This window comes from Stenotrophomonas maltophilia group sp. Smal12, from assembly GCF_037079935.1.
Classification (GTDB): domain Bacteria; phylum Pseudomonadota; class Gammaproteobacteria; order Xanthomonadales; family Xanthomonadaceae; genus Stenotrophomonas; species Stenotrophomonas sepilia.
The window spans coordinates 1-11575 of the sequence record NZ_JBAWUK010000052.1 but is presented as its reverse complement, the minus strand read 5'-3'; the positions used below and the strand labels follow the sequence as shown (position 1 = coordinate 11575).

Sequence of the window (11575 nt, the reverse complement as noted above, 5' to 3'; positions counted from 1 at the left end):
GGTCAGTGGGAGCGCAGGGCGTCTTGCAGCCCTTCGATCGGGTGGAAGCGCAGCTGCAGCTCGGCGAGCAGCAGCGTGCGCATGTCATGGCGGAAGGCCGCGCGCCAGCCGGGCTGGCCATGCACGCGTTCAAAACGGGCGCCGAGCACCGCCGGCGCGGTGGCCAGCAGGCTGTGCTCGCGCGGGGTGAGGGTCTGTTCCATCACCGCATCAACCTCGGCCAGTCGCGCCAGCTCCGGCGAGACCTGTACCAGCTGGTCGCGCAGGCGGCCGCGCAGGCGCCCGGTGGCGGTCTGGATGGCCTGCTGCAGCACCCGGTAGCGCTGGCGCAGCGAAGCGAAGTTGGGTGCGGCAGCGGCCTCGGCCAGGTCCAGCAGGCGCTCGGCCTCGGCGTCCTCGCGGATCGAGGCCAGCAGGCTGGCATGGGCCTGGGCGCAGTCGGCCAGTACATCCTCGGCCCCCTCGGCAGCTTCGCCGGGCTCGGGCAGGCGTCCGCCCAACGCGCCGGACAGGGCCACGGCACGGCTCCAGTCCACCCACTGGCCGAGGCGATCGGTCAGAGCGGGACTGCTGGCCGGCATCGCGCCGTCGCTGAGACGGGCGAGCAGGCGGAGGAACTCCGGTCCACCCAGGACCGGCTGCGCTGCGTTCGCCATCAAGGGGTGAGGGGCCAAAAACCGCTGATTTTACAGCCAGATGACCCCGGCTGGATGAAGGCGGGGCGTGGGGGGCGGTACCTGCAGGCGCGACAAGGCTTAGAATGTCCGGCTGCATCCACCCGCTCGACCCTTGGAGTACCCCCATGACTGTTGCGCAGTTCTACCCGATCGGCACCCCCGGACAGCCCTGGGGCGATGTGGAACGCGCACAGTGGCGGGCCCGCCAGCAGCGCCAGCGCAGCTACCACGATGACGTGGTGGCCGCCCTCGAACGCCTGGACGACAGCGTTTTCGACGTGATCCAGTACGGCCAGCTGGACTATGCGCCGGACCATTATCCGCTGTTCGCGGTGGTCAACCACGACTGGAACCCGGCGCTGCCGACCGCGCTGATCACCGGCGGCGTACATGGCTACGAGACCAGCGGCGTGCACGGCGCCCTGCAGTTCCTGGAACAGCAGGCCGAGCGTTACCTGGGTCGGCTGAACCTGATCGTGGCGCCGTGCGTCAGCCCGTGGGGCTACGAGCGCATCCAGCGCTGGAACCCGGATGCGATCGATCCGAACCGCAGCTTCCGTGACGGTGGCCAGATCGAGGAAGCGGCCGCCCTGATGCGCTGGGTGGCCGAGCGCAAGCCGAACCTGCTGGTGCACCTGGACCTGCACGAAACCACCGACAGCGACCTGCACGAGTTCGATCCGGCGCGTTGCGCCCGCGACGGCAAGCCGTTCGAGCGCGACACGATTCCCGATGGCTTCTATGTGATCGGCAACAGCGAAGACCCGCAGGCCGCGTTCCAGAAGGCCCTGATCGCCGCAGTGGCGCCCATCACCCACATCGCTCCGGCCGATGCCGACGGCAACCTGGTCGGCCTGCCGCTGCAGTCGCCGGGCGTGGTCTGGGGCGAGTCGCGTTCGATCGGCGCCTGCGCCGGCTTCACCGACGCACGCTTTGCCACCACCACCGAGGTCTACCCGGACAGCCCGCGCACCAACCCGCAGGAATGCAACGACGCCCAGGTGGCGGCGGTGTGCGCCGGCCTGGATTTCGCCCTGGCGGCGCAGTAGCGCATCAACACGAGGTAGCGCCGGGCCCTGCCCGGCGGGTCGGGCGTGCGCTAGCCCAGCAGGATCACGCCCCACACCGTACCGACCATCAGCAGCGCGGTGGTCTGTGCGGCGCTGCCCATGTCCTTGGCGTTCTTGGATAGTGGGTGGTGGTCAAGCGAGATGCGGTCGACCACCGCTTCGATGGCCGAGTTGAGCAGTTCCACCAGCAGGCTGATGAAGCAGGCCGCCAGCACCACGGCGCGTTCGACCCTGCTGATGTCCAGCAGGAACGCGGTGGCGATCAGCAGTGCATGCAGCAGCAACAGCTGCCGGAAGGCTGCTTCGCCACGGAAGGTGGCAATGAAGCCATCGCGCGAATGGATCAGCGTATGGAAGATACGGCGAAGCCCGGTCTTGCCGTGCGGGTACTTGCCGCTGTCCCTGGGGTGAAGTGGCTGCATGCCGGTCCTGCCGTGAGTTGACCTCACGACAGGATGTGCAGGCAGGCGTCGGGAAGGCGTCGGACGCCCGTTGGATTTTCCTTCAGCCGCCTTGGCGCTGCGCCTGGATGGCCTGGTCGAGGGCGTCCAGCTCATCCGTCGGCGAGGCCAACCATGCCGGGTACGCCTCGGTCTCGACGAAGGCGGAGGATCGCAGCACGTCATCGAACGCCGGATTGTCCTTCTCCGCATGGCGCAGCAGGCCGGACATCAGCCCGCAGATGCGGACTGCGGCCTGGAAGGCGCCCTGCAATGAACCGGCCGGCTCGGTGACCGTGTTGAGGAAGGCCGCATAGGCCGGCCCATCGAAGACGAAGTCCTCGCGCCGCTGGAAGGCATCACCGTTGAGGTTGGCTTCGCCAGAGACGTGCCGCGAGAATCCCCAGGACCAGATGTCGAGGAAACGCAGGTCATCCAGCATCCGGCGCGCATCGTCATTCAGTGGAACGGCGCCGGACAGGGCGTGCTCCAGCGTGGCCGCCGCGAAGGGCTCGGTGCCCTGGTGGGCCAGGAAATCGCTCAGGCAGCGCAGGGCACCGGGATGATGCGGGTCCAGCTGCAGCGCCCGGTAGATCACCCGCGCACCTTCGACGTGACGGCCCTGGGCGATGAAGATGTTGAGGGCATGGTGCGCGAGCTGGTCGGCGCTGAGGTCGGCAATGCGGGTCATCGGGTCTGGCGGGCATGGACGAAAGGTGTGCGCCAGTCTGACAGATCGCTCAATCGGCCGGGCTGCGTGAATCGCGGATCGAATAGATCACCGAGAAGTCCTGGGGAGGAGTGAGGTGCCGCTCGCGCATCAGCGCGCGAAGGTTCGCCAGAAAAGCACGTGGTCTTCGGCCGTGTTGACGGCGACGAAGACGGATTTTCCGGATTCGGGCGCGCAGCGAAAGACGCGGTACGACGACTTGAGCGTCCCGTCGCCCGGCCACCAGTATCGATCGAACGCAACAGGATCGCTGCTACTGAATGTCGTTGCCTGGCAATCCGCCGGCAGCTGCAGTGATGCCGCAGGGGGTTTGGTGAAGGCCAGCGCGCTGGTGTTCGAGTCGAGGTCATGTACCTCCCGCAGATCGGTCGCCGCTTGCGGCACCCAGCCGGGAATCCACCCCTTGTTCACCCTGTCGGAGTCAAGCGCCTCCTGCAGGGTGTCGAACGAACTGTCCATCACCATACCGCAGGCGCATAGCGCGATACAGAACGTCACGACAATGGCGCGCCTGGCCCATGCAACGGGGCTGGTCATCCTCGTCATGCTCTGCGGAAAGCAGCCTACCCACTTCTTAGGGCGGCAAGCGCTTGAGCCGCGCTTCCAGCCCCGGTCGTACGGCCGGTCGCAGGGTTCTGCATGGCGCTGCGCCTTGCGCGCGTACTGCTGCATGAACAGGCCGATCTCCTGCGCGATCCTGTCCTTCCGGCTCTTGCCTGCCATCGACGGGCGTCCCTGTGTTCATCCTGAATCATCGGTCGGCGCACGCCAGCACGGATGACGGGCGCCGCAACAGGCCGGTTTGACGTTGAGGAAGGTCTGCGCGGATGATGCGCGGGCGGGCGGCGCAGGAGGGGATCTGTCAATGGGGCAACCTGACGTGGTGGAGCATGCCGGTGTTCCCTTTACCCGCTATGCCAGCCGTGAATGCAGTGGTCTCTGTGCGCAGCGATGGTGGTATGAGAACCGGTTGGGCCTGGATACCGAAGCCTGGTCGGTGGAGCTGGATGCTTCCGATCGCGTGCTCACAACGTCGCGCTTGACGTCACCCTAGAAGACCGCGACGAACGCATGCGCATCCATCGACCTTTCGTCTTCATCGCAAGCCTGGCCCTGATGGCGTTGTGCGGGCTGATGGGCGTGCTGGTGCTCGTCCATGGCTTCAACGAGCAGGGCCTGCGCTGTGGCAGGCTGTGCTCACTGGAGGTCTCCCTCCGCCTGCTCTTCGGTGATCGGGGATTCGAACTGCTGGTGGCGATGGGACTGTTTGCCACAGCGCTGATGTGCGCGTATATCGCACTGCGGGAGGGCATGCATGCCGGGCGGCCGCGGAGGCAGGTGCAGCGTCGGGGGCGCAAGCGCCGCCGACCGTCACAGCCCCGGTCGTGAGTATCCCTCCAAGTGGCGTGCTGCCGCGCGGAGGGACACCGCAGGAGGTCTCAGCGATGCAGCGCGTCGATGATCAAGCCGGTCGCGATCTCCACCAACAGATACTCGGTGTCGGACTGGCGCACCCAGCGCTGGCCGCGACCCGGATTGCGCAGGTCGTAGCGCGCGTAGTCGTCTACCCAGTAGCGGCGGTCCACTTCGGCCCAGGGCAGGCGGTCGCCACGACGCCAGGCCTTCTTCTGCCAGCCCGGCGGCGGCGCATCGCGGTTGTGCGGGCCGCCTGCATGCGGCGGCGGGCCGTTGCCGCGGGCGTGGTGCGGCGGATCGGCGAAGGCGGGGGCCGCAGCCAACGCGGTGGCGGTGGTCAAGGCGATGGCAAGCAAACGTGTGGTCTTCATGGAGATGCCTCCGTCATGGCCGCGGCATGCGGCGCTGTGGCGGGAATATAGGGCAGGCAGCGTGAATGAATACGGGTGTGCGCGGCACTTTCCTGAACACACGGCGTGACGTGCAGTCGCCGTCCCGGAACGGATCAACGGGTCCCGTCCCGGGCCGGATCCGTTGCGCCCCAACCACCGCCCAGTGACAGGAACAGATCCATCTGGCGATCGACCCGGTCCGCGCGCGATGCGGCCAACGCGGACTCCGCATCTGCCAGTGCGGCCTGGGCCGAAAGCACATCGAGAAAATCGATCCTGCCGAAACGGTAGAGCTGCTGCGCCTGCCCCGCGGCCCGCGCTGCGTCCCCACGCGCCTGTGCCAGGCTGCGCTCGCGTTCGAGCTCCTGCGTGCAGGCAGAAAGCGCAGTCTCGGTCTGGCGCAGTGCCTGCAGCACCGCGCCGTCAAAGGAAGCAAGAGCGGTATCTGCATTGGCACCGGCCGCTGCGATGCGGGCCTTGGTGGCGCGGCGGTTGGGCCAGTGCCATGACAGCAGCGGCCCGACGCTCGCCCCGAAACCGTTGGCGGAAAGCAGCTGCCCTCGCATGCCCGCCGTGCCCAGGGACGCGCCCAGGGTGACCTGCGGATAGAGTTCCGCGGTCTCTACGCCGATCATGGCCGTGGCCGCGGCAAGGCTCCGCTCGGCGGCACGTATGTCGGGGCGCCGCTGGAGCAGCTGCCAGCCCTCACCGACCGGCAGCGCCTGCCCCAGCTCCGGGGGGCGCGGGCACGCTTCCGCCTCCCTCGGATAGTCTGCCGGCACCCTGCCCATCAGCGCGGCCAGTTCGAACAGTGCGGCCTGGCGCTTCGCCAGCAGGTGCGGCACCGCCGCCGCGCTGCGGTTGACCGCCGCTCCGGCACGGCTGACATCGAAGTCCGTTCCGCGCCCGCCCGCGGCCAGGCGACGGGTTGCCTCCAGCGTGGCGCGCTGTATCGCCAGCACCTGCCGGGTCGCAGCGAGCGTGTGATTGCTTGTGCAGATCTGGAGATAGGCACGGGTGACAGCAGCAGCGACGACCACGCGGACCTGGTCGCGTGCCGCAGCGACAGCCTCCGCGTCGGCGTTGGCGGCTTCGATGCCGCGGCGGATGCCGCCTGCAAGATCCAGTGGATAGGAGAGGTGAAGGCCCAGCGCATAGGACTGCGGCGCGGCCGACGCCTGGGTGTAGCCACCGGCACGGGTGAGCGTGGCCGATGCATCCACGTCGGCCTGCACGGCACCGCGCGCGCGGTACTCCAGCACGGTAGCGCTGGCGCGCCGAAGGTTGGCATCGGCGGCGCGCAGGTCCGTGTTGGCCGCCAGTGCTTCGCGCACGTAGCCGTCAAGCTGGGGGTCGCCATACAGTTGCCACCACCGATCGGGTGGCGCGTCGTGGCTGAACGATGCCTCCTTGCCCGAGACGAACGGCTGCGCCGCGCGTGTGGAGGCAGCGACGGCATTCGCAGGCAGGTGATAGTCGGGGCCGGAGACGCAGGCCGTCATCGGCAGCAGCAGGGCAAGCAGCCCACCGCGTAGTGTTCGCAGGCTCACTTGCAGGTTCCCTGTGCCGAGGGCGTGATGGTCACACTCGCAGTGCGACCGACGATCAGGCGGGTATCCGGCCGTGCATCATCAATGCGGATGCGTACCGGGATCCGCTGTGCCAGCCTCACCCAGGTGTACGTCGGCGCTACGGCGGGGAGCAGGTTGTGCGTGCTTGAGCGCTGATCGTCGGCAATGCCGGCGGCGATGGTATCCACCTGCCCGCGCACGTCGTGGTCGTCGCCCATCAGCCGGGCCACGGCGGCATCGCCCTCGGTGATGCAGCCCAGCTTGGTTTCCTCGAAATAGCCCTCGATGCGCAGGCTGCGGGTGTCGATCAGCGCCAGCGCCTGTGCCCCCGGCTGCAGGTAGTCGCCCGCGTGCAGGTCCAGGTTGGTGACGATGCCATCGGTGGTCGCGCGCACCTCGGTGCGTTGCACATTGAGCCGGGCAACGCGCTGTTCGGCCCGCGCCTGTGCCAGGGCGGCCAGCTCGGTATCGACCTTGGCGGCATTGCGTTCGCGGGTTTCCGAAGCGACCAGGTTGCCCAGTGCGTTGTCCCGCGTCGATTCGCGGCGGGCCAGCGCCAGCGTGGCGCGTGCGCTGCTGGCCGCTGCGTCGGCCTTCTCAAGTGCGGCAGCGAAGCGCGGCTGGTCCAGCACCAGCAGCAGCTGTCCGGCGCTCACCCGCTGGTTATCGTGCACCAGCACCTGGGTGACCAGCCCCCCCATGTCTGATGCAACGCGCACCACGTCGGCACGCACCCGTCCATCGCGCGTCCACGGGCGTGTTTCGTAGCGATGCCAGATGGCCAGTGCAGCGACGACGGCAATTGCGAACACCACCAGGGTTGCGCTCCAGCGCCCGATGACAGCAAGCGTGTGTTTCATTTCATTTCTCGAACAGGGGCGCGAGCCGGATCATCAGCTCCGCCAGGATCACGAACAGGGACAGGCCCACCAGTGGCCACGCGGCGAACAACCGGTACAGACCGAGGCTGGCGAGGAAACGTGAGGTCAGTACCGACACCGCCAGCGCGGCGACGGCCACCGCAAGCAGGCCGGGAATCAGCACGCCGTCAATCGAAAGATCAGGAAGCATGAGCTCAGTGCCGATGGGTGAGCGTGGGTACCAGCAGGTCGCGGCGCAGGCTGCAGAGCAGATGCAACAGGTGATCCCGATCAGCCCCGCTACTGGCCGTCGCGGCCTCGCGCATGCGGTCGAGCAGTTCCAGAAGATGGATGTCGACACTGCGTACCGAGTGGGCGCGTACCCTGAAATGTGCGGCGATGCGTTCGACCAGCGCCGCATGAAGCGCCCGGACCTGCGGGTTGTCCTGGCACTTGTCCAGTGCGCGGAGTTGGTTGGATGCTCGTACCGCGCGCACGCCCGCAAACAATGCCCGCAGGTCGTGTGCCGCGCTGGAACGGCCCTGCAGCCTGGGAGCGAGCAGCCCGATTCGATCCAGCATGCGGCTGAGCCAGGCCCGGGTCAAATCACCTTGTCCGGCGGCGTGTCGTGCGATGTCCCGACGGATCGAACGCTCCAACCGAGCGCGGTTGCGGCCCGCATCGGCGGTCTGGAACAGCTGCATGCTGCACAGTGCCACCGTCGTACCGATGAACAACGCAACGCTGTTGTTGAGTGCGCCGACGATATTGATCGCATTGGTCGCACCCAGGCCGGCGATGAGCGGGAAGGTCAGCACCACGCCCAGCGCGGCCATGATGTAGGGCGGCCGGGCCAGGAACGATCCGCACAGCAGCAGCACCGGCGCGAGCGCGGCGACCAGGCCGGCGATACCCGACAGCGAAGGAATGATCACCAGGGCGTACACAAGACCGACGGCGACACCGATGGCGGAGCCGACCAGGTAGCGCATAACATGCGGCGCTGGCGCTTCGATCGTGCCGAACAGCACGCACGCCGTGCCGATGATGGACACCGCCGTGGCGCCCTCCGACCAGCCGGTGACGATCCACAGAACGCAGCTCAGCAGGATGCCCACGAACGCGCCCAGCGCGCTGCGCAGGGCAAGCTGATGATCCCGGTGAAGCGCCGCACCACGCGCATGTCGCGCAAGGCGAGCAGGTACATGCAAGCGCCAGTCGGGCCGGGCAGTGTGCAGTTGCGCCTGCAGCACGCGGCAGTCGGCGTGGGCCAGGTCGAGCTCGGCCTGTTGCGTGGCGAGGCTGGCCTGCAGCAGATCGCGCCAGCCGCTTGCATCCATTGTGCCGGCCTGCGGTGAACGCAGCCGAGCGATGGAATCTTCCACCGCGCTGGACAGCATCAGGACGTCCAGCATCCGGTCATGCAGGGCGCGCAGGATCTGCACCTGGGCCACGCCGTGGGCGCTGTCGAAGGGCAGGTGGATCGACAACACGTGCAGATCAAGCAGGTCGGCTGCCACTTTCGAGCGGTCCGTCACCAGCACCGTGTCCGATGCACCGGCGCGCATGTCCCGTGTCCATCGTTCCGCATCATCCAGCACGGCAGCAACCCGTGCGCGCACGCGCGACGAAACCCGGCGCGGCAGCACCAGCCCATGTACCAGCGTAGCCGCCAGGATGCCGATGGCGATTTCCTGCACCCGCGTGATGGCGATGGTGAACACGTCTGCCGGCACCATCACCGCAGGAAACCCGATCAGGCTGGTGGTATAGCCGGCCAGCAGGAACGCATAGGCACGCGGCGTGCGGTCGAGCATCGCCAGGTACAGGCACAGCGCCATCCACGCGGCGAGCGCGGCGCTCAGCACCAGGGGTGCATTGGCGAAACGTGGCACCAGCGCGACGGTGGCGACGGCCCCGCCCACGGTACCGAGCAGGCGGAACAGGCCGCGGCTGAGTGTCGCCCCGGAAAGGGGCTGCGACACCAGATAGACCGTGCCGATCACCCAGAACGGGCGATTCAGGCCGATCCGCAGGGAGACATACAGCCCCAGCGACGCGGCGAGCAGGCATTTGAGCGAGAACAGCACGGCCTCCTGGTCGGTCCGGAGGGCAGGGCTTTTCAATCGGGCGAATGCCTGGAGCAGGTGGGGAAGGAAAGGTGTGGGGAGGTGCATGCGGCTCATGCTAGTGATCGGCCGCAACGACTAATTTCGCTACAATGATAATCAATCGCTAAAATCGGTCAATGTGAGAATGGCTCGCATTTCGCTCCCCGGCTTTGACCTGGACCCGGACGAGACCGACCGCCCGGCGGTTGCCAGCCGCCTGCAGGTGGCCGAGCACGACGCAGAGATTCCCGTGCATGAACACCGCAAGGGCCAGCTCATTCTTGCGCTGCATGGCGCGGTGACCTGCGAAGTGGCCAATGCGTTGTGGATCGTGCCGCCCCAGTGTGGCGTCTGGATCCCGGGCGGCATGCCGCACAGCAATCGCGCCACCGCCAACGCGCGCCTGTGCTACCTGTTCGTCGAGCCCGGCGTCGTCGACCTGCCGGCGCAGTGCGTGACGCTGGCGATCTCGCCGATGCTGCGCGAGATGATCCTGCACCTGGCCGACGCGCCGCTGGACTACCCGCATGGCAGCCACACCGACCGGTTGGCGCGGGTGTTGCTGGACGAGCTGGTACAGATGCCGGCCGAGCATCTGTCGTTGCCGGTCAGCCATCACCCGAAGGTGCGTGCGCTGGCGGCGGCGCTGTCGGCGGATCCGGCAGATCGCAGCACCATCAGCCAGTGGGCGGTGCGCCTGGCCCTGGGCGAGCGCACGTTGACCCGGCTCATCGAACGGGAAACGGGATTGTCCTTCGGGCGCTGGCGGCAGCAGCTGCACCTGCTCATCGCCATTCGGGAACTTGCCACGGGTGCACCGGTACAACGCGTTTCCGAGACGCTGGGCTATGAGTCGGTGACGGCCTTCATTACGATGTTCAAGAAGGCGCTTGGCCTTTCCCCGGCGCGGTACTTCGCGGTGCGCTTGCGTGGGCGGTAGCGGGGAACAACGGGCGAAGCCGTTGCCTGGAACGGCTACTTCGAGGTGTCGGAGACCGATTGAATCGCGGCCACCACCGCAGCGGGTTCCTCGCGCTGGAGGGTGAGGCCGGTTGCCAGGTAGCGGTGCGAGCCGCGCGTGAAGCCCGGGAAGAGCAGGGCGTGTGTGGGAGATTGTGCTGGTAGTTTTGTGAGCTATGAACACGGACTCCCTGTAGAGGAAGTCATGGGAGCCCGGCGTAGGCCGCTGAATGGCCACGGATGCTTGAATCTGTGACCGGTTGCGCGACTCCACACTTGAATGTGCAAGCGTCCTCGCCGATAAAGGCGGCATGTGGCACTGCCGCATTCCGGACCAGGGACGATCCGATGCACGACGCGTGGGCTCAGCTCCGCGTTCTCGTTCCCGCCGGCGCTGTGTTCGTCCAGGAAGGAGAACAGGGATGTTGGAACGACTGAAGACCCTCTCGCGTGCCGCGCTGGCGATTGTTGCCGCTGGCTGCATTGCGCCGGCTGTTGTACAGGCGCAGGAAAGCAAGATCACCTGGCGTATTTCGCAGCCCGGTGGCGATGCGACCCAGTACAAGACCCAGCAGGCGGCGGTGGCCGGCATCAAGAATCTGCCGGCGCCCAGCCCCTTCCCGCCGGAGTTCCAGTTCGGCTGGCAGTACGTCGACAAGATCAAGTCGAAAGTCGTGGACTTGAACGGAAACACGGCGATTACCTACTGGATGGGAAAGACTCAGCCCTCCGATCCTGACTGGACTTACTACGGCGCGGGTGATGGTGGCTTCCTGTCCGAAGAGGAAGTGCTGGAAGCGCTCATTGCAGACTTGCAGGACATCAATCCCCAGTGCCCTGGGGAAACTGCTGTGCCGGAAGGAGAATGGGGCCCAACTGCTCCAGGGATGGACGGAATTTCGGAGGTCAGGGAGTACCGGGTCACCGGCATGCTGGGCAGCAATTCGGCGGAGTCTCCGTGCGTGCCCTTCGACGCAGGAACGACAGGGCTTGCTCGCATGCGACGCTTGAACTGCCCGATCCCCTTCACGCAGTGGTCCAACACACACAACGCCTGCGTCAGCGAAGAATTCGTTGCAACCATCACCTCGAAGTCGCAGAAGTGCGACAAGGACGGCGGCAACGGTAGCTGCCCCATGTCCCGCAACGATACAGCGGCGAACATGAGTCCGATTCCCGACAAGGACCCGGCCTCCAACGGCGGTACCTGCGACGGCAATGTCTGGACCGGCCAGAGTTCTGTAGACACTCAGTTGCCGCTCTGCGCGTAGCGCCTTTCAAACTCTACCGGTGACACGCCGCCAGCGGAACCATGCCGGCGGATCGGGTTGTAGAACATCTCGATGTA

At 66.9% G+C, this 11575-nt stretch carries 13 protein-coding genes and 2 pseudogenes; 5 read left to right on the top strand and 10 right to left on the bottom strand.

The features are described from left to right. Positions 1 to 2: 2 nt before the first annotated feature. A complete protein-coding gene (locus tag WDC87_RS18270; protein WP_005416902.1) occupies positions 3 to 656 on the bottom strand; it encodes a DUF3348 family protein in 654 nt (217 codons plus the stop codon). Between the two features lie 146 nt (positions 657 to 802). Here WDC87_RS18270 and WDC87_RS18265 point away from each other — a divergent pair, with 146 nt between their 5' ends. Continuing rightward, entirely contained in the window at positions 803 to 1726 is a 924-nt protein-coding gene (locus WDC87_RS18265) for a M14 family metallocarboxypeptidase (RefSeq protein ID WP_252745215.1), read from the top strand. Between the two features lie 50 nt (positions 1727 to 1776). Here WDC87_RS18265 and WDC87_RS18260 read toward each other — a convergent pair whose 3' ends face one another. The 3 genes from WDC87_RS18260 to WDC87_RS18250 all read right to left on the bottom strand — a co-directional run bounded on the left by WDC87_RS18260 (position 1777) and on the right by WDC87_RS18250 (position 3640). Further along, the gene (locus tag WDC87_RS18260; RefSeq protein ID WP_072167543.1) at positions 1777 to 2169 is read right to left on the bottom strand and encodes a diacylglycerol kinase; all 393 of its coding nucleotides are present in this window, start codon (positions 2167 to 2169) and stop codon (positions 1777 to 1779) included. 82 nt (positions 2170 to 2251) lie between these two features. Continuing rightward, positions 2252 to 2878 carry a hypothetical protein gene (locus WDC87_RS18255; protein WP_252745214.1) on the bottom strand — a complete coding sequence of 209 codons (627 nt, stop codon included), beginning with the start codon at positions 2876 to 2878 and terminating at the stop codon, positions 2252 to 2254. 129 nt (positions 2879 to 3007) lie between these two features. After that, positions 3008 to 3640, bottom strand: coding sequence for a hypothetical protein (locus WDC87_RS18250; RefSeq protein WP_252745213.1), 633 nt, complete (start codon positions 3638 to 3640; stop codon positions 3008 to 3010). Positions 3641 to 3782: 142 nt separating this feature from the next. On the opposite strand from WDC87_RS18250, the gene WDC87_RS18245 reads away from it, so the two are divergent. Both WDC87_RS18245 and WDC87_RS18240 read left to right on the top strand, forming a co-directional pair. Next, the gene (locus WDC87_RS18245; RefSeq protein ID WP_252745212.1) at positions 3783 to 3971 is read left to right on the top strand and encodes a hypothetical protein; all 189 of its coding nucleotides are present in this window, start codon (positions 3783 to 3785) and stop codon (positions 3969 to 3971) included. Between the two features lie 17 nt (positions 3972 to 3988). Beyond that, a complete protein-coding gene (locus tag WDC87_RS18240; RefSeq protein ID WP_088496080.1) occupies positions 3989 to 4306 on the top strand; it encodes a hypothetical protein in 318 nt (105 codons plus the stop codon). 50 nt (positions 4307 to 4356) lie between these two features. Here WDC87_RS18240 and WDC87_RS18235 read toward each other — a convergent pair whose 3' ends face one another. From WDC87_RS18235 to WDC87_RS18215, 5 genes are all read right to left on the bottom strand, one after another. Then, positions 4357 to 4704: an RcnB family protein gene (locus WDC87_RS18235; RefSeq protein ID WP_021204235.1), complete on the bottom strand. Its 348-nt coding sequence runs from the start codon at positions 4702 to 4704 to the stop codon at positions 4357 to 4359. A gap of 134 nt (positions 4705 to 4838) precedes the next feature. Beyond that, the gene (locus WDC87_RS18230; RefSeq protein WP_252745211.1) at positions 4839 to 6275 is read right to left on the bottom strand and encodes an efflux transporter outer membrane subunit; all 1437 of its coding nucleotides are present in this window, start codon (positions 6273 to 6275) and stop codon (positions 4839 to 4841) included. Further along, complete coding sequence (locus WDC87_RS18225; protein ID WP_227837681.1) at positions 6272 to 7156, bottom strand: biotin/lipoyl-binding protein; 885 nt, start codon at positions 7154 to 7156, stop codon at positions 6272 to 6274. The genes WDC87_RS18230 and WDC87_RS18225 overlap by 4 nt, the downstream gene beginning before the upstream one ends. Position 7157: 1 nt before the next feature. Further along, positions 7158 to 7367, bottom strand: a complete 210-nt coding sequence (locus WDC87_RS18220; RefSeq protein WP_072167550.1) for a DUF1656 domain-containing protein — start codon at positions 7365 to 7367, stop codon at positions 7158 to 7160. 4 nt (positions 7368 to 7371) lie between these two features. Further along, complete coding sequence (locus tag WDC87_RS18215) at positions 7372 to 9246, bottom strand: FUSC family protein (RefSeq protein ID WP_252745218.1); 1875 nt, start codon at positions 9244 to 9246, stop codon at positions 7372 to 7374. 166 nt (positions 9247 to 9412) lie between these two features. Here WDC87_RS18215 and WDC87_RS18210 point away from each other — a divergent pair, with 166 nt between their 5' ends. Then, a complete protein-coding gene (locus WDC87_RS18210; RefSeq protein ID WP_072167551.1) occupies positions 9413 to 10207 on the top strand; it encodes a helix-turn-helix transcriptional regulator in 795 nt (264 codons plus the stop codon). Positions 10208 to 10242: 35 nt separating this feature from the next. Here the strand turns inward: WDC87_RS18210 and WDC87_RS18205 are convergent. Further along, positions 10243 to 10371: pseudogene (locus tag WDC87_RS18205) on the bottom strand (alpha/beta hydrolase); the annotation flags it as partial. Positions 10372 to 10649: 278 nt separating this feature from the next. Between WDC87_RS18205 and WDC87_RS18200 the strand changes: the two are divergent. Further along, a pseudogene (locus WDC87_RS18200) lies at positions 10650 to 11450 on the top strand (RHS repeat protein); the annotation flags it as partial. Positions 11451 to 11575 lie beyond the last annotated feature (125 nt).